This is a genomic window from Alcanivorax sp. (assembly GCF_002733835.1).
GTDB lineage: Bacteria > Pseudomonadota > Gammaproteobacteria > Pseudomonadales > Alcanivoracaceae > Alcanivorax.
In genome coordinates this window covers 1-21,825 of sequence record NZ_NVWY01000047.1, presented here as the reverse complement: position 1 = coordinate 21,825, position 21,825 = coordinate 1, and the positions used below count along the sequence as shown (strand labels likewise).

Genomic DNA, 21,825 nt, shown 5'->3' with positions numbered 1-21,825 from the left:
TTCCTGCGTCAATGCGCAGAGCGTTGGAGCTATGCGCGCCTCAGGTGACTCCTGCAAGCCTCCACCACCGGTCTTTCTGGCCGCAACAGCGACGTGAAAGACCATGGTTGCCTCCCCGGTGCTGTGTGAGGATCCCTTATCTACGCATAATCACAGCCAGATAACGGGAGAGAACCATGATTGGTATTACCGCTGTCATGTCCGCCACGCCGGGTAACGGTGACGCCCTGGTCGCAGAGATAAAGAAGATCGCCGCCGAAGTGGTGAAGGAAGAAGGCAACCATTGCTACCTGGTGCACCAGTCCATGGACAATGCCGATACGGTGCTCATCTACGAACAGTACACCGACCAAAACGCGATTGCGGCCCACCAGGAAAACATGAAAGCCCTGGGTGGCGGCCTCAAGGGGCTGCTTGCCGGTCGCCCCGATGTAAAACTGTTTACGCTGGAAAGCTGAACGGTTCGTGTTCGCCAGGCGGGCAGCGGCAACACTCGCGCGCCCGGTACAACCCGGCACGGGCCAGCACCGTCAGCCCGTGCCCTGATCAGGAGGCGTCATGGCCAGCCAGGACAACACCCACAGGCTCTACGGGGTTCCCCATTCGCTGTACACCGGTATCGCCCGCTGCTACCTGCGAACCCAGGGCATTGCCTACACCGAAATCCCCACCACCGATGCGGATTTCCACACCCGGATTCTGCCGATTATCCAGCGCAGCATTATTCCGGTGCTGGAAACGCCGCAGGGTGACATCGTTCAGGACAGCCTGGATATCATTGACCACTTTGAGCAACAGGGCGTGCGGTATTCCGCCTACCCGGGCGGGCTGTTACAGCGAGTGCTCTCCGTGATCATCGCCTACTACGGCACCCAGGCCATGCTGCCCCACGCCATGCACTACCGCTGGAGTTACCGTGAGGCCCAGGAAGGCTTTCTGCATGACCAGTTTGCCGCCGGTGCCGGTGATGCCATGGCCGACAAGATCATGGCGCGGATGAATGCCTACCTGCCCCAACTAGGCGTGGATGCGCACACGGCGCCGGAAATCGAAGCCTCCTATCTGCAGCTGCTCGACACCCTCAATGCCCACTTCGCTGAACACCCCTACCTGTTTGGCGGGCGGCCGTCGCTGGGCGACTACGGCTTGATCGGCCCGCTGTTTGCCCACCTGGGCCGCGACCCGGTGCCCGCCAACCTGATGAAAACCCGTGCGCCGAAAGTGTTCCGCTGGGTGGAACGGATGACCGCACCGGGGCTGGATACGCCGGAGTTCCCCGGTTATGGCGACGCCTACCTGGCCGACGACGGAATTCCGGCCACCCTGGAGCCACTGCTGCGTCAGATCGCCGACGAAATCTTCCCCATGCTCACCGACAAGCTCGCCTTCATGGACGCGCTGATTCAGGAGCACGCGCCGGAGGATGGCCAGCCAGTGTCGGCCAAGCCCCACCAGCGTTATGTGGGCGTGGTGGAAACCGCTTTTCGTGGCGTACCGGTGCAGGCCGGCGTTCAGCCCTACCTGCTCTATGTGCTGCGCAAGGCCGATGCCCTGCTGGCCGAGGGCTCGCCCCATGACCAGGCCCGTGTCCGCGAAGCGCTTGCCGAGTGGGGCCTGACCGCAGCCCTGCCAGGGGAACGCGGCTACACCGTGGATCGACGCGATCATATCGAGGTGTGGAAACGCACCTAGGGAACCTCTCGACGCCATGCGCTTTGCGCGCAATGCATGTGATTATTCCCTGAACGAGACACCGCAATAACGGCAGCCGCTCAGGTCAAGGGGGGTTACGTCAGGCATCCGGCATCGAGCGTTTGGCAACGTGCCGGGCCTTTGCGGTGAACCTGAAGCAACCCGGCCTGCTTTACGCCAAGCTGCAAGTCGAGCCAGCGGTGACGGAGAACCCCATAAAGAAACTCAAGAACGAGAAAGAACGGATCATTTACGCGCCGTGAGCACCGCATCCAGTAAAATAATGCCAAGCAAGGCGGCGGCAGATAACGGGAAGGCAAGGGCAACCACCAGCATAATCAAACCCACGGCCCGAGCTGGGCCGGCTTCCGCCCTGGGTGGGGCACGACGGGTCTGGCGCTTCCACCACAGCAACGCGCCGGTGACGATCAATGCCATGATCAGGCACACCAACAACAGATTCAGCCACCAGTTCCACAACCCCAAATCCCCCTGATGCAAGGGAATGGACGCGGCCATGGCCTTGCCCATGGCAGGATAATCGGCAAAGCGAATGTCCTGCAGCACCTCACCATTTTCCGGGTCCAGATGAAGGATGCGCTCCTTGCCCGGGCGGGTGATATCCCCGGCGATGGTGGTGGCGGACACCGTCCAGACGCAGCCATCCTCCTGGGGAAAATGTACCCGGAAGGTGTCGAACCCGTGGCCTTTTGCCTGCTCCACCACATCATCCAGATTCATCTTTTTTTCCACCGCGCCAGACTCGGGCATGGGGGTTTGTTCCACCGCCCAGGGCACACGATGCAGCCCCTGTTCGTTCATGGTCGCATGATTCTGCGCTGGTTGTGCGGCGGTCGGCGATTCGGCCGGAACAAAGCCGGTACCGGGAAGCGAACCCCACGGCTGCACAATCTTGCCGCCCCAGATGTTGGTCCAGGCCAACCCGGAAATCAGGAAGAACAGCAGCGGCACCGCGATCAGCCAACCCAGGCTCAGATGCCAGCGACGCCAACCCGCACGTTGAGTTAGCGCACGGTCAGGTAGCAGTGAGCGCAGGCCGTCCTTCGGCCAGGCCAGGTACAGGCCGGTGACGACCATCAACACGGCAAGCCCCGCCGCGATCTCAATCAAGGCATCGCCCAGCGCCCCAATGAACAGGGAGCCGTGGAAATCCTTGATGCGTGCATAGACGCTGTTGGCCGGGTCCTGGTCACCCAATATCGCGCCGCTGTAGGGGTTCAGATACACCAGCGTCGAAGGAGCGTGGTGGCCACCATGCCCCCCGTGGGAATGGGGCTGCAGGGAAAATCGCGCGGATTGATCCGCGTCCTGGGGCGGCAGGTACAGTTTTATTGCCGAGTGGGGGTATTGCTGCTCAACCGTTTCTTGCAAGGCCGAAGCCGGGACCGGCTGATTGCCGGCTTCCACGGTCAGCAGCGACTGATTCAGGGCGCTGTCCAGCGGCTTGCTCAGCAGCATCAACAAACCGCTGAATGCCAGCAGAAACAGAAAGGGGATCACCACCACGCCAGCATAAAAGTGCCAGCGCCATACCGCCTGATAGTAACGATTGTCCGTCACGGTTTTCTCTCGCCTCTGGCCCATGCGGTGATTCCCTGATTAGAATTCGAAACGCACACCGGCGTAGACAGAGCGGGGTTCACCCGCCTGAATGCCGACCGGGTTAACGTTTTCGTTGTCACTGACACTGACGTTGGTGACGTAGACTTCGTCGGTAAGGTTGCGGCCTTCCAGGTAAACCTCCCAGCTATCACGCGTCACCCCGGTGCGCAGGCCCAACAGCTCATAGCCATCAATATCCTTGTTGTTGGCAAAATCACCGTAGCGGTCATCGACAATGTCGAAGGTGGGGCCGGCAAAGAAGCCATTGCCGTGGCGGTACATCACTTCGCCCTTGATGAAGAAGTTCGGCGCGACGGGCAGCTGGTTGTCGCCATACACCGGGTCGTTATCGAAGGTAAAGTCGTTGTAGGTCATGCTCAGCAACGGCTCGATGCGATGCTCGCTGTCGCCCAGGGCAAAGCTGGCGCCGACCAGCGCTTCCACACCGGCATGGATGGTGTCTTCCACGTTGAGGGTCAGGCTGGTGCCTGGCGCCGCAGGGTCGTCCATGGACAGAATCTCATCCTCAATCTGGGCGTAGTAAACCGACACTTCCCAGTGCCATTCGTTGGATTGCCCCAAAGGGGCCACGCCACGGGTACCGATTTCCCCAACCACGCCCTGCATGGCATCCAGGGTTTCATCGCTGGCATCAGCGTCGTCTTCCAGTTCGTATAAGGTCGGCGCTTCATAAAGCTTGCTGACATTGGCAAACAACTCACTGCGGTCCGCAACCTGATAAATCACCCCCAGGCGCGGGTTGATGGATTCATAGTCATCTTTCGGATTACGTTCCGCACCGGACGATACCGTCACATTATCCACTTCCCGAGTGCCAGTCACCGCTTGCGCGCCATAAACCAGTGTCCAGCGCTCGGCAAAGTGCCAGCGATCAATGGCGAACACTTCCAGGTTATCGGCCTTGTTATCCACCTTGGTGGAAAGCGCCCCACGGATGCCACCGCTGTGCTGATAATTGCCACCCTTTACCCAGGTTTGTCCGTAATTCAGTCCCAGCAACAGGTCATGGTTACCCAGCTGTTTGTCATAACGCACGGTGGTTCCGAAGGTGGTCTGATCGGTATCGATCAACAGGCTGAAGAAGGGGTTCTGGACAATGGGGTGGTAGAGCGACTGGTCCTCAAAGGAAAAGCCCACCACCAGGCGGCTGGTATCACTCAGGGCCCACTCGGTGCGGTTGGCCGCGCGCCATTTCTCCACGTTATAGAGGAAGTTGCCCGTCACGTTATCCGGGTTGGCCTGATAGGGATCGTCATCGAACTGGTCCTGGCTGAGCGCGCCGGCCAATTCCTGATCATTGTCCACGTAGGTGAAATAGAAGCGATTTTTCACCGTGTCACTGATCTGCCAGCCCGTATTGGCATAAACGCCGCCACGCTGTTGCTCCTGATGACCGCGGAAACCGTCGTAGCTGCGTTGCTCAACGGTGACCAGGCCATCAAAGTCGCCGGCCACCACCCCGCCGGTGACGCTGTTCTGCACGGTGCCATGGCTGCCGGCACTCAGGTAAGCCTGATTGTTGGTGGTGCGCGCCGTGGGGCTGATGAAATTAATCGCCCCGCCCAGGGTGCTGGCCCCGTAGGTCATGGCGTTGGCACCCCGGGCGATGACCGCGTAACGCGACGTCAGCGGGTCAATAAAACTGTTGTGGTTGTTGCCATCGGCGGCCGTCACCGGCAGCCCGTCGATCATCAACTTGATGCCGTTGCCATCGTAGGCCACCGCATCCAGGTTGGAACCCCGGCTGGAGAGAAAGGTGCCATCGCCGGTGGAGCCCGTGGCCGTCCACATGCCCGGCACATAACGCAGCATGTCACCGATGCTCACAACATTGCGCTCGGTCAGGTCTTCCGCCTCCACCAGCGTCACACCGCCCGGCGTGAGGGCCTGCTCGCGCTCAAGTTCAATCTTTGTGGCTTCAGCGCTCTGTTCCTGCTGCTCGGAAACCGTAATGGGTGCCAGTTCATTGGCTTCAGGTTCCACAGCAAAAGCACTGGCGGGTGTTAAAAGGGCCAGACACCCAAGCAGTGATGTTCGAGTCGACAGACGCATGATGGTATTCCCCCAAGGCAACCAGTTGCTGCCATAGCGTTTATGGCGGCAAGACGGCGAGGGATTCTACGGCAGCGGCGGTGGCGCCAACATGTGGCATAACGCCGCACAGGCGCCACCATGTTGTGCCTGCGACGCTCAACGGCCCAGCCGCCAAGACGCCGGGCCCTAAAAACTGGATAATGGCCGCCTCAGCCATTCCCCCGACCGGTAGCTCTGCCATGGAAATCAACGTCAACTTCCTCGACAACCTTCGCCTGGAAGCCAAGTTCGACGACTTCACCGTCATCACCGACCAGCCCATCCGCTACAAGGGCGATGGCTCGGCGCCGAGCCCGTTTGACTATTTCCTGGCATCGTCGGCCATGTGCGCGGCCTATTTCGTGAAGGTGTACTGCAAGGCGCGGGATATCCCCACCGACAATATTCGCCTGTCGCAGAACAATATCGTTGACCCGGAAGACCGCTATAACCAGATCTTCAAGATTCAGGTGGAGCTGCCGGAGGATATCTCCGACAAGGACCGCCAGGGGATCCTGCGCTCTATTGACCGCTGCACGGTGAAGAAGGTGATCCAGACCGGGCCGGACTTCCAGATCGAACAGGTGGACAACCTCACCGAAGATGCCCAGGCCCTGCTGATGGTGGAACCGGACGAGGCCCGCCGCACCTTTATCGAAGGCAAGGACTTGCCGCTGGAGCAGACCATCGCCAACATGACCGCGATCCTCGCCGAGCTGGGCATGAAGATCGAGATCGCCTCCTGGCGCAATATCGTGCCCCATGTGTGGTCGCTGCATATTCGCGATGCGGCCTCGCCCATGTGTTTCACCAACGGCAAGGGCGCCACCAAGGAAGCCGCCCTGTGTTCCGCACTGGGCGAGTTTATCGAGCGCCTCAACTGCAACTTCTTCTATAACGACCAGTTCTTCGGGGAAGACATCGCCAACAGCGACTTCGTCCATTACCCCAACGAAAAGTGGTTCAAACCCGGCCCCAACGACGCACTGCCGCAAGGGATCCTGGATGACTACTGCCTGGGCATCTACAACCCGGAAGGCGAACTGGGCGGCTCCAACCTGATCGATACCAATTCCGGCCGGGCCGACCGGGGCATCTGCTCGCTACCGTTCGTTCGCCAATCCGACGGCGAGACGGTGTACTTCCCCTCCAACCTCATCGAGAACCTGTTCCTCAGTAACGGCATGAGTGCGGGCAACACCCTGGCCGAAGCCCAGGTGCAATGCCTGTCGGAAATTTTTGAGCGGGCCGTCAAGAAACACATCATTGAAGAAGAGATTGCCCTGCCGGATGTGCCCCAGGACGTGCTGGCCAAGTACCCCGGCATTGTCGAAGGCATCGCCGCACTGGAAGAGCAGGGCTTCCCCGTGCTGGTGAAAGATGCGTCCCTGGGCGGGCAATTTCCGGTCATGTGCGTGACACTGATGAACCCGCGCACCGGCGGCGTATTCGCCTCCTTCGGCGCCCACCCCAGCTTCGAAGTGGCCCTGGAGCGCAGCCTCACCGAACTGCTGCAAGGGCGCAGCTTCGAAGGCCTGAACGATGTGCCGCCGCCCACCTTCAATAGTCAGGAAGTCTGCGAGCCCAATAATTTCGTCGAGCATTTCATCGACTCCACCGGGGTAGTGAGCTGGCGTTTCTTCAGTGCCCAGGCCGACGAGGACTTCTGCGAGTGGGATTTTTCCGGCACCACCGAAGAAGAAACCGCCCGCCTGTTCGGCATATTGAAAGACCTGGAGAAGGAAGCCTACGTGGCCGTGTATGAAGAACTGGGCGCACCGGTCTGCCGTATTCTGGCCCCCGATTTTTCCGAGGTGTATCCGGTGGAAGACTTGATCTGGGACAACACCAATATGGCGCTGGATTATCGCGAGGATATTCTCAACCTGCACCGCCTCAGCGATGAGCAGCTGGGGCAACTGGTGGAACGGCTGGAAGAAAGCCAGATCGATAACTACACCGATATCATCACCCTGATCGGTATCGAGTTCGACGAGAACACCGTGTGGGGCCAGCTCACCATTCTCGAATTGAAACTGATGATTTACCTGGCGCTCCAGCGTCATGACGACGCCCTGGAGCTGGTGGAAATGTTTATTCAGTACAACGACAACACCGTGGAACGGGGCCTGTTCTACCGGGCGGTCAATGCGGTATTGGAAATCACCCTGGATGACGAACTGGAGCTGGATCACTACCGGGTAAACCTGGGGCGCATGTATGGCGAGGACACGCTGGAAACCGTCATTGGATCCGTTGATGGCAGCATACGCTTCCCGGGCCTGACGCCCACCAACATGCAGCTGGGCGGGCTGGAGAAACATCAACGCCTGATCGAAAGTTACAAGAAGCTGCATGCGGCGCGGGCGGCCAAGGCCTGAACGCAAACCGCGCAGCAGCGCTGGGTAAACCCGGCAAAGAATAAACAGGGAGGCGACCATCATGGCAATGTTTCGGCTGGCGTTGTTCTTGCTGATGCCCGGCGTTGTCCAGGCCGACGCAACGTCACTGGAGACGTATCTGTCCGCCAAACCATTACGGATGGAGGTACGCTATTGTGAGTGCGCGGTGATAAGCCCGGATGGGCGCTCACCAGATCCACTACCGGGTTTTATGGATCAGGCTGACGCGCTGAGTGTTGCTGTAGAAGCACAGGATAAAGGCTTCATTTCCACTGAAACCCTCTTTCTCGGCTACGCCCTGCAACCGGAAGCCGGGGCGCCTGAGGCGTTCCGGTTTCAATACGTTGGGGACTTCACCACCCCACGGGGACATAACAGTGCGCGGGGAGCGGTGATTCTGGAAAAGAATCAGTGGGTCAGCCTTTGGGGTTCACAGGGAGGCGATGGCATAACCGGTGTTGCCGTGCGGTTGACGGACACCACCGGGTCATAATTTTTCAAGCGGTATTGCCCTAGTCATTCGCTACATCAATCACCACTTTCCCCCGGCAACGACCCGAGCGGTTGCGATTGTAGGCCGCTTCGCTTTCTGCCAGCGTAAAGACGCTGTCGATGATTGGCGTCAGGGTACCGGCCTCAACCATGGCGGTCAGCGTTTCCAGATCACGTCGGTACGATTCCACCACCACGGTGCCGGATTTTTTACCCAACAGTCGATAAAGCGGCGTGGCAAACATGGAGGCACCCTGGCCGCCAGTGGAAATAAAATAGCCCTTCTTGCCCAACAGGGCAGAACAGGTGAGCGGGGTTTCGTAAGAGGTGACGTCAAACACCAAATCAAACGGGCCAGCCGTTTTGCGGTAATCACCCTGGGTATAGTCGATAATGGCATCTGCCCCCAGCTCACGAACAAAATCCACATTGCGACCACTGCAGACCCCGGTGACATGCAACCCCATATTTTTGGCGATCTGTACGGCGAAGGTGCCCACCCCCCCTGAGGCACCAATAATCAGCACCGTCTTGCCCGCCTCACCTTTGCCTTTGCGCAGCCCCTGCAACGCCGTTAGCGCCGCCAGCGGCATGGCCGCCGCTTGCGTGAAAGACAGGTTCTCCGGTTTTTTGGCGATGCGGCGCTGGCTGATCCGCGCCTGCTCTGCCAGTGAGGCTGTGCGCAAACGCATATCCATGCCATACACCGCATCGCCAATATCAAAATCACGCACGTTACGCCCCCGGTCGACCACCACCCCCGCCAGGTCGTCCCCGAACAGGGGCGGCAAGCGTTTCACCATCACCGGACTGGCGGCCATGGCCAGGTTGTAATTCAGTTTCCAGTCTTTGGGGTTTACCGACGCGGCATGCACCGCCACCAACACATCATCCGGTTTTAACCGATCGGGCGCCTCTGTTTCGATCAGGGCCAGGCCAGGGTGCAGGCCCCAGCCGGAGGTAGCGATGGCTTTCATGACAAACTCCGTGATATGCATTTGACGCTCAGCTTAACAAAGCGGGCAACAAAGCGGATGGTCAGATAACGACAAGGCGAGGGAGTATTTGTGTCAATGCGAAGGCCAGTGCAAGCACCTCAGCCGGGATCCACCTTGCCGCGCAGGGACTTGGTCCTGCCGCGTTTGGTCTTGCTGTCCAGGCGTCGGCGCTTGCTGCCCAGGGTCGGGCGGGTGGCCTTGCGGGGTTTTTGTTCCACGGTCACGCTTTTTATCAGCTGCGCCAGCCGGGCCAGGGCATTTTCCTTGTTCATTTCCTGGGTGCGGAACTGTTGCGCCTTGATCACGACAACGCCGTCGGTAGTAATCCGCTGGTCACTCAGTGCCAGCAACTTTTCCTTATAGCGGTCGGGCAGGGACGAGGCGCGGATGTCGAACCGCAAATGGATGGCCGAAGCGACCTTGTTCACATTCTGGCCACCACTGCCCTGGGCGCGGATCGCCTGCAGGTCGATCTCGTTGTCGGGAATCTGTAAATTACGGCTGACTTGAAGCATAACCACGGCTGCTGCAACGGGATTGTCAGCCTAACAACAAGGAACGCGCATGACCATTATCGGTATCGACCTGGGGACCACCAACAGTGCCTGCGGCATCTGGACGGACGAGGGGGTCAAACTGATACCGAACCGGCTGGGGGATGTGTTGACCCCGTCGGTGGTCGGGCTGGACACCCAGGGTGAGCTGATCGTGGGGCGTACCGCCCGCCAACGCCTGATCAACCACAGTGATCAGACCGTGGCCGCCTTTAAACGATTGATGGGAACCGACCACAAGATCAAGCTGGGCCGCCAGGCATTCAGTGCCACGGAATTGTCATCGCTGGTATTGCGCTCATTGAAGGAGGACGCCGAAGCCTACCTGGGCGAGGCTGTCACCGAGGCGGTCATCAGTGTGCCGGCCTACTTCAACGATAACCAGCGCCACGCCACCAAGCAGGCCGCCGAACTGGCGGGCCTGAAAGTGGAGCGGTTGATCAACGAACCTACCGCCGCCGCCATTGCCTATGGCCTGCACGAAAAGCAGGAAGGCCTGTTCCTGATCCTGGACCTGGGCGGCGGCACCTTTGATGTATCACTGCTGGAATTTTTTGACGGCATCATGGAAGTTCACGCCAGCGCCGGGGACAACTTTCTCGGCGGCGAAGACTTTGTCGATGCCATGGTCGACGACGTTTTACGCGAGCATTCGCTGCGTCGCGATGACCTGAAGCCCAACCTGCTGCAACAGCTTTACCTGCAGATGGAAGGTGCCAAGCGCAAACTGGGCCCGGCCGACCAGACCCTGTCCCTGGAGCTGGGCGACAAGACCGTGGAGCACGTGGTCACCAGCGACTGGTTTACCCGGGTCAGCACGCCGCTGCTGTTGCGCGCCAAGCACCCCATCGAGCGGGCGCTGCGCGATTCCAGCACCCACCCAAGCAAGATCGACGATGTGGTGCTGGTGGGCGGCTCCACCCGGCTGGCCATTTTCCGTTCCACCGTGGGCAAGATGTTCGGCCGCCTGCCGTCCTGCCACCTGGACCCGGATACCGTGGTGGCCATGGGCGCGGCAATCCAGGCCGGCCTGATGATGCGTAACGAAGCTCTGGACGATGTTGTGCTGACCGATGTGTGCCCCTACACCCTGGGCACCGGGGTGATCAATCGCGACAACAGCAAACTGGGCGACTATTTCATGCCCATCATCGAGCGTAATTGCGTGGTTCCCGTGAGCATTGCCCGGCAGGTATGCACTGCCTACGACGACCAGACCGAACTGACCATCAAGGTCTACCAGGGCGAAAGCCGCTACGTGGAAAAGAATGTCTTTCTTGGCGAATTGAATGTGCGGGTGCCCAAAGGCCCGCGAGGCGAGCAAGCGGTGGATATTCGCTACAGTTACGACATGAACGGTTTACTGGAAGTGGACGTGACGGTGGAATCCACCGGCCAGGTCCACAGCCACCTGATCGAACACGCCCCGGGCGCCCTGAGTGACGAGCAAAAACAGGCCGCCCGGGAAAAACTCGCGGCGCTGAAATTTCACCCCCGCGATGGCGAAGACAACCGCGCATTGATCGCCCGTGCCGAGCGCCTGTATGAATCCAGCCTGGGCGATCGCCGTGAGTACATCGCCGACGTCATGAAGCGGTTTGAAAAAGTCCTCGACGATCAGAACCCCGCAGATATTGCACGAATACAGAAACAGGTGAAAGAAGCGCTGGATAGCCTGGAGAGCGAGGACTGGTTCTGATGCCGCCCTGGGATAGCCTGCAGATTGAACCTACCGCCGACGCGCGGGCAATCAAGCGCGCCTACGCCAAACAACTCAAGCAGACCCGGCCGGACGAAAACCCCCAGGGCTTCCAGCAACTACACCAGGCTTACAAGCAGGCACTGGCCTGGGCCGAGCAACAATCGTCGCAAGACGCCCCGACGGCGGCCCTGGAAGGCTGGCACAGCGAACCGGGCTCGTTCGCACCCCGGGAACCGGTGGAAACCAGGCCGGAACCGGAGCCCGAACCGGAACTGGTGCCGGGCCCAGCCCATACGCCGCCGCCCAGCCACGATAGCTTTGTCACTGACCCGGAACCGGATGAAACCCTGACGCAGGCCAGCTGGTCGGTACAACTCACGCCCACGCCACCGCCTCCCATTGACGACGAACCCGCCACTCTGGATACCCTTGGCGGGCCCGTCGTCGATACCCATGAGCAGGATCAAACGCTGGCAGCACTGCTGGCGCAAGCCCGCGAGCTTCTGCAGCAACCGGAGGGGGCGCAACAAGCTGATTGCTGGCATTTTCTTACCCGCACACCACTGATACTGGACGACGCTTTTAACCGCCGGCTCGGCCATGCCCTGTTTGCCGTGTTGACCGAACAGCAGCAATCCGGTCAGCCGTCGCTGTCGTACCCGGTGGTCCGTTACCTGAACGGGCTGTTCAACTGGGAAGGGCAGCGGCGCTGGCTGAATGAGGATTTTGGTGAAGACACCTGCGATTCACTCTTTCGTATCCTCGACGATACCCCGCTGAACCAGGACGCCATCAAGGCCGTTCGCGGTGGCCAGGGAGTGTTCGCACAGAAGAAGAAACCCCCACCAGTGGCGCCGGAGGAAGTGATCATGGGCGGTTATTTGCTGCGCATGCTGGCCTTTGCCATGGACATGTTTCTGGTGGTGGTCGGCGCGATTTTTGCGGCCGAGGCACTGCACCGTTTCGGCAGCAGCAGTGACGAAAGCGGCGCACCACTCGCCATAATACTGGCCGTACCTCTCTATTTGTTGATGGCGCTGATCATGGAATCCAGCCCACTGCAATCCACACCGGGGAAACGATTGCTGGGCATGCGTGTTACCAATCGGCGGTTACAGCGACTGCATCCATTACACAATGCCGGGCGCATCATTGTATTTTGCCTGACCGGTATTTTGTGGAAGGTGATTTTTATTGTGAATGCCTTTATGAAGGGACATCTGCTGCACGACCGCATCAGCCGCAGCTATGTGATTCAGTATCGCAAGTCGGAATAGGGCAGGGGAAAGCTCCACGCCCGGCAAGGAAAGACAACAAGAAGGGCGCCGGGTTAGCAAGGCGCTAACCCGGCAAGCCGGGCCTACTTGGTCAGGTCCCGTTCATAGCTCAATCGTTTGGCCGCATCCAGCGTCAACATCTGCATAAACGCCTTGGTTTCCGTATCCGCTCCAGTGGGCGTGCCGTTGCTGCCACCACCGAACACATACTGCGGCACCTTGCGCTGGGCAAAGGCTTCCGCCCAGATTTTCTGAATCTGAATTTCGGCATCCAGCTTCTGGGCCAGGGCGTTATCCGCACGCAGAATTTCCCGCTTCTGGTAAGCTTCCGCATCAGCCAGGGTGCGACGGGTTTCCGCTTCTACCCGGGCTTTTTCCAGATTGATTTCTGCGGTCTGCTTTTCAATTTCTGCCTGCTCTTTCAGCTTTTGTGCCTTGGTAATCGCCAGCTGCTTTTCGGTTTCCGCTTCCGTGGTGCGCTGAATCTGGTCTACCTTGGCTTCCGCCTGGCGCTCAGCCACTTCCCGCTCACCACGGGCGATCGCCAGCAGCCGCTGCTCTTCTTCCTGCACCCGTTGCTCGCGGGCAATGGCCCGGTCTGCAGAGGCTTTTTGCTTGAGTTGCATGCGTTCCACGAAGCGCTGGTTGGGATCCATCTGGGTCACCCGGGCTTCCACTACGGTGACACCGTAATCAATAAAACGCTGGGACTTCCGCCGGGGCACGCCGGTATCGTCAAGCATCTTGCGTACCACAAATATCACCTTGGCATCGTCGCCGTAGTCTTGTTGCTCGGTGCCCATGGCCACATTGGCACTGCCTTTGATCTCACCCACGCGCTTCTGGCTGATTTCTTCACGACGCACAATGTAGATGCCATTGATCATCTGGTTTTCAAACTCGGTATTGAATTCGGTACGCCCGCCGGAGTAATACTCCTCGGCGCTCATCAATGACGCATTGGCTTGCAGGGTTTCCTTGAACGCGGGGATCAACGCCGTGCGCAACAGGTTTTCCGGTGTCCGGTATTCATGGGCCAAATGCAGGAAACTGTCCGGGTCGGTGGGAATGGTAAAGCGCACCGTGGCCTGGGCGTTGGCGTCCACCTGATCCAGGAACATGATGTTCTGCGGCGGCAAGGCTGCAGAAGTTTCCGAGTTCTCCACCTCCACATAATCCAGGGTTTCACTGCCACCGCGCACGGCTTGCACGGTCAGTGCGCGCTTCCAGGAATTCCAGCGACCAAAAAGGAAGAACTGATAGCCCACATCCGACACCACCTTTTCCTGACCGGTGATGGTGCGCACGTGATACACGTAGCCCGGTTCCGCATAGAAAATGGATTTGTTGGCAACAATAAGCAGCGCCAGAATGCTGATAACCCCAACCGCAACGCGCCCCAGCGGCATTGCCCCCTTCAATTTTTCCGTAATCATGATGCCCCAGTCTCATTTTTAGAAGGGCATATTTTACGGCGCGATTTCCATAACGATAGTGGTCAATGTCTTACATTTGGAATCGGCACAGGGTACCGATTCAGTCTTTGCCCCACATGCGCGGCAGCACGTTTACCTGCCCGGTTTGCTTGCGGTGCAGCAGGGCCATACCGATATGGCCAACGATCATGGCCAGCAGCACCCAACCCAGCACACCGTGGAGCAGGTTACCCGGTTCCACCATCCAAGCGATCTTGTCGCCGTCGAAACCCGACATCAGTGGTAGCCCGAACGGCTCAAATGCACGGCCTGAGCCGTATTGACGCAGCAGGGCAAGGGCGGGAATCAACAGCAATAATCCATACAGGCCGACATGCCCCAATTTCGCCGCCAGGTTGATGGAAGGCGGGCGCCGACTAAGATTCACCATCGCCCACCCCAACCGGATCAGCGCCAGCACGATCAAGATCAACCCTAACGGTTTGTGGGTTGGCCAGAAAAACGATTCGAAGGCGGTGTCCTCGAAACCATAATGCGCCAACGCTGAGAGAAACTGCCAGGCTAATAGTAATGCCATGCTCCAGTGCAGAAACCGGCTGATGCTACCGTAGCGGGCCGGGGTATCGTCCTTCGACATGACATTCTCCTGTTAGGTGGAGCGGGGCTGCCTGGCGGCTTTGCTGATTATTGCTCACCAAGAATGACAAGAAAATGTGCAGAAAATATGCAAGGGAATCGCAGTTCTGAAAACACAATCGCAGGCCGGCCAAGCCGGCCTGCGTGCTACCGGTCAGCCAACGGGGACGGCAAAATGGATCATCACATGAACCTGGAGTTCGCCGACCAAAAAGCCCAACAGCGCCCCCACGGTAATCAGGATCCATTCATCTTGCTGGAAAGCCGGACGGAGCAAGCCTTCGAATTCTTCCTCGGTAAGCTCCTGCATTTTTTCCACCATCAGATTTTTCAGGTCCATGGCTTCTTCTGCATACGCTTCCATATGGCTGAGGGTTTCCGGCAGGTGCTGCATTACCTTTTCCGATACCGACCGTTTCATTTCCTGGTATTTGGTGCTGCCCACAGCAAATACCACCAGTGGCTTCGCCAGGCCGGATTGCTCATCCAGGGTCCGTTGCACCTGCTTTTGGACCAATCCAAACAGACGATCGGACATGGGGCCTTTAAGAATGGCTTCGATCACCGCTGCAGGGGTAACAATTTCACTGGCAACCAGCTCACCGTAACGAGCAGCAACCTGTTTGCGCCGTTTCAGGAACAGGCCCTGCCATTCGAACAACCCCAGGTAACGCACCGGTTGTTTCGGGTTGAAGATCATTTTCAGCGCCAGCCAGTCGGTGAACCAGCCGGTGAAGAGCCCGAACAGGGGAATCACCCAGATGTTGTGGGTAAAAGCCCACACCACCGCCTGCACGATGCCGATGGCAAAACCGAAATAGATGCCGGAATTACGGATGAACTTGAATTCCACATGGCCGGCTTCCAGAAACACCCGGTTGAGCAATTCCTTGTCGCGCACCAACGCGTTGATTACCAGATCCTTAAGGTCAAACACCCGGGTAATATTGCTTTTGATGTCCTCCATGATCTGCTCGACCATGTGCGGCGCTTCGTTCTGGATCCGCTGGATAATCAGCCGCTTCACCGATTCCGGTGCCGCTTCCCACAGGCCCGGCTGGTATTCCGCCGCCACTTCCCGGGTGATGTCTTCCACCGACTGAATCAGCGGATCACGAATTTCCTCCGCTACCCGGTGGGGGTCCAGCTTGTTGAACACGTCCTCCGGTTTCAGCAACCGTTCCATCATCAAATCGCAGGCGATGCTGGCCATGGTGGCCGCCTTGCTCGGTACGATGCCCTGCCACCCGAAGAAAGGGCGCCAGCCGACGAATGTCAGTGGTTTGAACATCATCTTGATGGCCACTACCTTGGTGCCATAACCAATGGCCGCTGCCACAAACGGCATGGACAGGTAGAGAATCCAGTTGGCTTGCAGGTCAGCCAGTATCAAATTCAAATCGGTAATCACGGGCTACTCCTCAACGTCCGCAGGGGTGGTCATTAACGCCCACAATTGACGGCCCAGCGGACTGATCCGCAGGGTTTCCCGGCGCGTGGATAGTTTAGGCAGGTGGGTTTGCAGCTCGGTTTTCGCCGTACGAAAACCGCTATCGCCTTCACACAGTTCATAATCGGTCCGCAGTGCTTCGGTAAAACTGCTGGCGATCACCAGCCCCTGGGCAAACAGCCGGCTCAGGTACAGGGCAATAAAATCATTGCATTGAATACCCGCCGCACGGCCCACATTGGAGTGGCGGTACAGCACCTCGCCGCGGGAGAAACGCCCACCGCTCTGTACGGTCAGCAGGGGAAAAGCGCTGCCGTCAGATAACGCTGCCAGCAGGCGGGCTTCATCCGCCGTCAGGTTTGCCAACTGGTGTTGCACCAGCATGGCCTGGGCCTGTGGCACACTCTGCTCCATGGACACATCCAGCAGCTGGTGCAGACTGTCCGGCGAACCGTCCATTTCGCCGGGTTCATGGAGGGCTTCAAGGCGGTGCTTCAACCCGTGCAGCAGCTCCTGCTCCACCTCGTGATAACGGGCATCTGCACGCTGTACCGGCGGCAATTGCAGCAACAGCTGCTGGATCCGCGCCCGTAGCGATGCGGGCGACAATGGGGAGTCAGACACATTCGTTCCCTGTTGTTATTGTCGTTGTGGGCTTTCCCGGCCTTCCTTTCATACCGGCAAAGGAAACAGCCTGCCCTTTATTATTGAGTGTCCGGTCTTTTCGCGCGACTGCAAGTTACTGTGCGTATGCTTTCGGCAACCATGCAGCCCTCAGGGGCGTTCTCGCAACGCCAGCACCCGCGTGCGCAGATCGTCGGCTTGCACGGACTGGGGCGGCACCCCCGTACCAACAGCCAGTTTGATTCGCGACCAGAAACGCCGGGGCAGGCGGGTCAGTGCCTTGCCACCCTTATGGCTGAACACGCTGCCCCACAATCCGGACAGGGCCATGGGAATAACCGGCACCGGGCTGTCACTGACAATTTTTTCAATGCCCGCACGAAATTCATCGATCTCACCGTCACCGGTGAGCTTGCCCTCAGGGAAGATACATACCACTTCCCCGGCGGCCAACTCTTCACGAATACGCACAAAGGCCTGTTCGTAAATGACCGGATTCCGGGTTTTCGAATCAATCGGGATGGTCTTGCCGGTGCGGAAAATATAATTCAGCAACGGCATGTCATAAATCGGCTTGAACATGACAAAGCGAACCGGGCGACGAATGGCACCGGCTAACAGCAGGGCGTCCACGTAGCTCACATGATTACAGACAAGCATGCAGGGGCCTTCATCCGGGATGTTCTCCATTCCCTCATGCTTCACGCGGTACATGGTGTGGGTAAGCATCCACACCAGCAGGCGAATCAGGAATTCCGGCACCACGGTGTAGATATACGCCGCCACCAGAATATTGGTCAGCGCCAGCGCCAGGAAGAACTGCGGGACCGTCATTTCCAGCAGACCGATCAGCACAATGCCGGCCACCGCCGACAGCACCATCAACAGGGCATTGAGAATATTGTTGGCGGCGATGATCCGCGACAGATGCTTGGGGTTGGCACGGTGCTGAATGAACGCAAACAGCGGCACAATATAGAAACCACCAAACACACCAATGCCCAGCAGATCCAGCAAGACCCGGTACCCACCTGGCTGCTGCAGGAAGCTGACAACACCAATGCTGTTCGTGGTTGCCTGGGCCACACCGGCCAGCCCGGCGTAGGAGAAAAACAGATCGATGCCGAACAGGCTCAAGCCAATGGAGCCCAGCGGCACCAGCCCCAGCTCAACCCGTTTGCCTGACAGTTTTTCACACAGGAAGGAACCCAGCCCGATGCCTATGGAAAAGGTGCCCAGCAACAGCGCGTACAACCCATCGGTGCCAAACAGGTAATCATCCACATAGACTTTCAGCTGGGTGGTATAGGCCGCCCCCATAAACCAGAACCAGGAAATCGCCAGCACGCACATCCACACGGATTTCACTTCCCGCGCATAACCGACGATATGCCAGGTTTCTTTCCACAGGTTCCAGTTGATCTTGATGGATGCATCCGCAGCCGGGGCGGCGGGAATCCCCCTCGCTGCCAGATAACCCAGCAACGCCAGCCCCACCACCGTCATGGCAACGACCCCGTCGCCCACGCCATCCATTTTCAGCAGCACACCAGATATGGAGCCCAGCAGAATCGCCAGAAAAGTCCCCATTTCTACCAACGCATTACCGGATACCAGCTCCTTGTCGGTCAGATGCTGGGGGATGATCGAATATTTGATCGGCCCGAAAAAGGTGGATTGCAGGCCCATGCAGAACAACACGGCCAACAGGAAATAGACACCATCAAAAAAGAAGCCCACTGCGGCGGCAGACATGATGAACACTTCCACCATTTTGATCTTGCGCACCAGGGTGGCCTTGTCGTACTTGTCCGCAACCTGCCCCGCCAACGCCGAAAAAAGAAAGAAGGGAAGAATGAACAAAGCCAGTGCCACATTGTTCAACGTGTTCACACTGACTGTGCTGACCACACCGGAGGCAATCAACAGAATTAGTGCCTGCCGAAACACATTGTCGTTGAAGGCCCCCAAAAACTGGGTAAAGAAAAACGGCCCGAAGCGCCGCGACGCCAGTAATGAAAACAACCCTTTCTGCATTTTTTCGCCTTTGGTTTTTGTTCGGGTTTGAGTTCAAAGTTCAAAGTTGAATCGCGATCCTGATGGTCAGCTTCTGGAAAGCGCAGCCCGCGCCATTCCCCATGAACGCGGGCACCACATTTGCTGTCATGCAGAACATCGTTAGCGTTTCAACTTTGAACTTTCAACTCTCCCTCGCCCAACTATTTAAATAATGTTCCAGCAACGAATCCAGCATGGCCTGCTCATCCACATCGCCAGCCACTTCCAGTTTGTTTTCTGCCGCCAATACCGCAATGCCATGGACACTGCTCCACAGGGTACGGGCTGCCAGATGGATCGCAGCGGCAGACTGGCCATCTGCCAACCGGGCCATTTGCTGTTCCACCCGCTCAAACAACTGCGCCGTGCGTTGCTGGTACCAGGCGGGCACCGGCGCCGCATTCTGCATGCGATGCATAAACACCATCTGCCACAGTGCGGTTTGCGTGCGTGCCAATGACAGGTAGGCGCTGGCCATCTGATGCAGCGCCCGGGGCGGGGGCAGGTTGGATGACGCCTGCATGTCGCCCAACAGGGTATCCAGGGTCGCCGCGTTGGCATGCAGAATAAGGTCATCGAGATTGGCGAAAACGTGATAGAGCATACCGGGCGTATAACGGATTTTTTCCGCCACCTTGCGCACACTCAGTTTCCCCAACCCCTGTTCCGCCACCAGTTCGCGCACGGCGTCGATGGCCAGGGCCTGTAATTCTTCGCGGCTGTGTTGGTTTCGGCGTGCCATGGTTATGCCCTGCAATGGTTACCCGTTGTTCTGGAGCCAGTTACGTAAAAGGTAACGAGCCTGTTTTCCGGTTTGAGCGTGATCCCGTTGCGTCAGCGCAGCGGACAGTTAACCACAACATCTAAACGCCGTTCAACAGTGGGACTGTTGCCAACCATGACAGCCTGCGTTCAGGAGGAGGCCGACAGCGGCGGGGCGCCCGGACGACGGCCAATGGGACGGGCGGGGTTGCCGGCAACGATGGTCCAGGGCGGCACGTCACGGGTAACCACCGCGCCCATACCCACTACGGCATGATCCCCCAGGGTGACGCCATCCACGATCCCCGCACGGGCACCGATCCAGACGTCACAGCCAATACGGATCCCCCGGGAAGTCACTGGCTGCTCGCGCACCCGCCGGTCCGCATCCATGCCATGATTGAAAGCAAAGAGGGTGCAATAGGCGGCAATGCGTGTGTCATCACCAATGTCGATACCCGCCGCGCCCCCTTCCAGGTTCACATGGTGGTTGAGGCTGACCCGCTGACCCAGCCGAACAGGGCCGTGAATGACGCAATCAGCAGCGATCTGGCAGCCATCTCCCACGATAATATCGCGACCCGGCTCGGCGAACAGAGCGGCCTGGGGCGCCACAAAGCAATTTTCACCCAGGTGCACCGTCTCCAACGCCATCAACCGTTGCTGGATCCCCTGTTGCCAGGGTTCTGCCCAGGCCCGGAGCTTTGGCTTCAATCGCCCGTACAGCCAGGGCATGTAGGCAAGGCGTTGCTTATGTTGTTCGCGGTAATCGTCGTCGGTCATAAAAGCAGGAGCGAGTTGAAAGTTTAACGTTGAAAAGCGCGAGTCAGGTTATTGGGCCCTGAAAGCCCGTGCCCGCGCAACCGCTGATACCCTGATCGCGGTGAAAATCGTTTTATCGACGATAAGGCCTTGTCCGCGTTTCAACTTTGAACTTTAAACTTTCCACTCAATGAAGTGTTTAGCCGCCCCCGCCCATGCAGTAGCATGCCCGACAACAACAAGGAGAACACCGTGAAGAAACTACTTCCTCTTGCTCTGGGCCTGGCGCTGGCCGGCTGTCAGCACATGGAATCGGCCATGCCCTGGATCAACATGGGTAACCAGATGGCCAAGAATGCCGGTTACAACACCGATGAGAAACTGGCCGCCGGCATTAAGGAAGCCCTGATCAAGGGGACGGATGTGGCCGCCGCCCAGCTGTCCCAGGAAGGGGCCATGAACCTGAAGCTGCCCAAGGCCGCGGATCCGGTGACCGATACGTTGCGTCAATTTGGCCTTGGCAGCTACGTGGATCAGTTGGAAACGGCCATGAATCGCGGCGCAGAAAAGGCGGTGGCCTCCGGTGCACCGGTCTTCAAGAACGCCATCAATGCCATGAGTGTGGATGATGCCCTGGGGATCATTCAGGGGGGCGATACGGCGGCGACCCAGTATTTCCGCGGGGAGACCGAGAACAGCCTGCGCCAGCGCTTCCAGCCGATTGTGGAAGAGAACCTGCGCAAGACCGGATTCTACGACCAGTATCAGACATTGCTTGGCGCCTACGATAAGTTACCGCTTACTAACAAGCCCAATCTGGACCTGGAAAGTTACGTCATCGACAACAGCATGGACCAGCTCTATACCCGCATTGGCCAACAGGAAACCCGGATTCGCCAGAACCCCATGCAGCAGGGGAGTGCGCTGATCGGCGCGGTGTTCGGAAACTCGAACCAGTAGCTCGTCGATCCGCAAGAGCGTCGCTGGCAGCGCGATCACGACAGTATCGAGTTACGAGCAGCGAGCTTCGAAAGTCAAAACCCGAAAGCCGGAACCCGAAAGCCGGGACAGTCAGGTTTTCGCTTCTCGCTCCTCGTGACTCGTACCTTAGGGAACCTCTGAAAAACTCCTTGCGTACTCAGTCTTTCAGTCTGGTTCGCAATCTAGGCGCGCTTTTGAAGGTGTCCCCTAACTGGGATCGAGATATGTCCATCCATCGAAAAAGCGCAACAACGAGTGCGGGCCAGCCTGGATGACCCGAAG

General features: G+C 58.5%; 18 protein-coding genes. 7 read left to right on the top strand and 11 right to left on the bottom strand.

Translation table 11 applies throughout. From position 1 onward, the window contains the following. Positions 1–176 precede the first annotated feature (176 nt). Both COA55_RS15565 and COA55_RS15560 read left to right on the top strand, forming a co-directional pair. Positions 177–458, top strand: coding sequence for a putative quinol monooxygenase (locus COA55_RS15565; RefSeq protein ID WP_290502880.1), 282 nt, complete (start codon positions 177–179; stop codon positions 456–458). A 100-nt stretch (positions 459–558) separates the two neighbouring features. Continuing rightward, positions 559–1,692, top strand: coding sequence for a glutathione S-transferase N-terminal domain-containing protein (locus tag COA55_RS15560; RefSeq protein WP_290502879.1), 1,134 nt, complete (start codon positions 559–561; stop codon positions 1,690–1,692). Between the two features lie 246 nt (positions 1,693–1,938). Here COA55_RS15560 and COA55_RS15555 read toward each other — a convergent pair whose 3' ends face one another. After that, the gene (locus tag COA55_RS15555) at positions 1,939–3,297 is read right to left on the bottom strand and encodes a PepSY domain-containing protein (RefSeq protein ID WP_290502878.1); all 1,359 of its coding nucleotides are present in this window, start codon (positions 3,295–3,297) and stop codon (positions 1,939–1,941) included. Between the two features lie 15 nt (positions 3,298–3,312). Further along, a complete protein-coding gene (locus tag COA55_RS15550) occupies positions 3,313–5,388 on the bottom strand; it encodes a TonB-dependent receptor (RefSeq protein WP_290502877.1) in 2,076 nt (691 codons plus the stop codon). 221 nt (positions 5,389–5,609) lie between these two features. On the opposite strand from COA55_RS15550, the gene COA55_RS15545 reads away from it, so the two are divergent. Further along, entirely contained in the window at positions 5,610–7,790 is a 2,181-nt protein-coding gene (locus COA55_RS15545) for an OsmC domain/YcaO domain-containing protein (RefSeq protein ID WP_290502889.1), read from the top strand. A gap of 61 nt (positions 7,791–7,851) precedes the next feature. After that, positions 7,852–8,304 carry a hypothetical protein gene (locus COA55_RS15540; RefSeq protein ID WP_290502876.1) on the top strand — a complete coding sequence of 151 codons (453 nt, stop codon included), beginning with the start codon at positions 7,852–7,854 and terminating at the stop codon, positions 8,302–8,304. Between the two features lie 19 nt (positions 8,305–8,323). Here the strand turns inward: COA55_RS15540 and COA55_RS15535 are convergent, their stop codons facing one another. Both COA55_RS15535 and arfB read right to left on the bottom strand, forming a co-directional pair. Then, the gene (locus COA55_RS15535; RefSeq protein WP_290502875.1) at positions 8,324–9,280 is read right to left on the bottom strand and encodes an NAD(P)-dependent alcohol dehydrogenase; all 957 of its coding nucleotides are present in this window, start codon (positions 9,278–9,280) and stop codon (positions 8,324–8,326) included. Positions 9,281–9,399: 119 nt separating this feature from the next. Next, positions 9,400–9,816, bottom strand: a complete 417-nt coding sequence (arfB, locus tag COA55_RS15530; protein ID WP_290502873.1) for an alternative ribosome rescue aminoacyl-tRNA hydrolase ArfB — start codon at positions 9,814–9,816, stop codon at positions 9,400–9,402. 49 nt (positions 9,817–9,865) lie between these two features. Here arfB and COA55_RS15525 point away from each other — a divergent pair, with 49 nt between their 5' ends. Both COA55_RS15525 and COA55_RS15520 read left to right on the top strand, forming a co-directional pair. Continuing rightward, positions 9,866–11,554 (top strand): molecular chaperone HscC, encoded by a 1,689-nt coding sequence (locus COA55_RS15525; protein ID WP_290502872.1) that lies wholly within the window; start codon positions 9,866–9,868, stop codon positions 11,552–11,554. Beyond that, positions 11,554–12,834: an RDD family protein gene (locus COA55_RS15520; RefSeq protein ID WP_290502871.1), complete on the top strand. Its 1,281-nt coding sequence runs from the start codon at positions 11,554–11,556 to the stop codon at positions 12,832–12,834. The genes COA55_RS15525 and COA55_RS15520 overlap by 1 nt, the downstream gene beginning before the upstream one ends. An 83-nt stretch (positions 12,835–12,917) precedes the next feature. Here COA55_RS15520 and COA55_RS15515 read toward each other — a convergent pair whose 3' ends face one another. The 7 genes from COA55_RS15515 to COA55_RS15485 form a co-directional block, all read right to left on the bottom strand. Beyond that, entirely contained in the window at positions 12,918–14,270 is a 1,353-nt protein-coding gene (locus COA55_RS15515) for an SPFH domain-containing protein (RefSeq protein ID WP_063518516.1), read from the bottom strand. 100 nt (positions 14,271–14,370) lie between these two features. Further along, on the bottom strand, positions 14,371–14,907 hold the full coding sequence (locus COA55_RS15510; protein WP_063518515.1) for a cytochrome b/b6 domain-containing protein: 537 nt from the start codon (positions 14,905–14,907) through the stop codon (positions 14,371–14,373). Positions 14,908–15,060: 153 nt separating this feature from the next. Next, the gene (locus COA55_RS15505) at positions 15,061–16,317 is read right to left on the bottom strand and encodes a hypothetical protein (RefSeq protein WP_063537841.1); all 1,257 of its coding nucleotides are present in this window, start codon (positions 16,315–16,317) and stop codon (positions 15,061–15,063) included. Positions 16,318–16,320: 3 nt separating this feature from the next. Next, a complete protein-coding gene (locus COA55_RS15500) occupies positions 16,321–16,980 on the bottom strand; it encodes a hypothetical protein (protein ID WP_290502869.1) in 660 nt (219 codons plus the stop codon). A 150-nt stretch (positions 16,981–17,130) separates the two neighbouring features. Then, positions 17,131–19,017 (bottom strand): MFS transporter, encoded by a 1,887-nt coding sequence (locus COA55_RS15495; RefSeq protein WP_290502868.1) that lies wholly within the window; start codon positions 19,015–19,017, stop codon positions 17,131–17,133. Between the two features lie 163 nt (positions 19,018–19,180). After that, entirely contained in the window at positions 19,181–19,780 is a 600-nt protein-coding gene (locus COA55_RS15490) for a TetR/AcrR family transcriptional regulator (RefSeq protein WP_063520981.1), read from the bottom strand. Between the two features lie 170 nt (positions 19,781–19,950). After that, positions 19,951–20,583 (bottom strand): acyltransferase, encoded by a 633-nt coding sequence (locus COA55_RS15485; RefSeq protein ID WP_290502867.1) that lies wholly within the window; start codon positions 20,581–20,583, stop codon positions 19,951–19,953. A gap of 231 nt (positions 20,584–20,814) precedes the next feature. On the opposite strand from COA55_RS15485, the gene COA55_RS15480 reads away from it, so the two are divergent. Continuing rightward, positions 20,815–21,522, top strand: coding sequence for a DUF4197 domain-containing protein (locus tag COA55_RS15480; protein WP_231880697.1), 708 nt, complete (start codon positions 20,815–20,817; stop codon positions 21,520–21,522). Positions 21,523–21,825: the final 303 nt, after the last annotated feature.

Coding starts and splice junctions, on each gene's coding strand:
- COA55_RS15540 (WP_290502876.1), top strand. CDS start 7,852: ATGGCAATGTTTCGGCTGGCGTTGTTCTTGCTGATGCCCGGCGTTGTC.
- COA55_RS15485 (WP_290502867.1), bottom strand. CDS start 20,583: ATGACCGACGACGATTACCGCGAACAACATAAGCAACGCCTTGCCTAC.
- COA55_RS15560 (WP_290502879.1), top strand. CDS start 559: ATGGCCAGCCAGGACAACACCCACAGGCTCTACGGGGTTCCCCATTCG.
- COA55_RS15545 (WP_290502889.1), top strand. CDS start 5,610: ATGGAAATCAACGTCAACTTCCTCGACAACCTTCGCCTGGAAGCCAAG.
- COA55_RS15515 (WP_063518516.1), bottom strand. CDS start 14,270: ATGATTACGGAAAAATTGAAGGGGGCAATGCCGCTGGGGCGCGTTGCG.
- COA55_RS15520 (WP_290502871.1), top strand. CDS start 11,554: ATGCCGCCCTGGGATAGCCTGCAGATTGAACCTACCGCCGACGCGCGG.
- COA55_RS15535 (WP_290502875.1), bottom strand. CDS start 9,280: ATGAAAGCCATCGCTACCTCCGGCTGGGGCCTGCACCCTGGCCTGGCC.
- COA55_RS15525 (WP_290502872.1), top strand. CDS start 9,866: ATGACCATTATCGGTATCGACCTGGGGACCACCAACAGTGCCTGCGGC.
- COA55_RS15510 (WP_063518515.1), bottom strand. CDS start 14,907: ATGTCGAAGGACGATACCCCGGCCCGCTACGGTAGCATCAGCCGGTTT.
- COA55_RS15550 (WP_290502877.1), bottom strand. CDS start 5,388: ATGCGTCTGTCGACTCGAACATCACTGCTTGGGTGTCTGGCCCTTTTA.
- COA55_RS15495 (WP_290502868.1), bottom strand. CDS start 19,017: ATGCAGAAAGGGTTGTTTTCATTACTGGCGTCGCGGCGCTTCGGGCCG.
- COA55_RS15490 (WP_063520981.1), bottom strand. CDS start 19,780: ATGGCACGCCGAAACCAACACAGCCGCGAAGAATTACAGGCCCTGGCC.
- arfB (WP_290502873.1), bottom strand. CDS start 9,816: ATGCTTCAAGTCAGCCGTAATTTACAGATTCCCGACAACGAGATCGAC.
- COA55_RS15555 (WP_290502878.1), bottom strand. CDS start 3,297: ATGGGCCAGAGGCGAGAGAAAACCGTGACGGACAATCGTTACTATCAG.
- COA55_RS15565 (WP_290502880.1), top strand. CDS start 177: ATGATTGGTATTACCGCTGTCATGTCCGCCACGCCGGGTAACGGTGAC.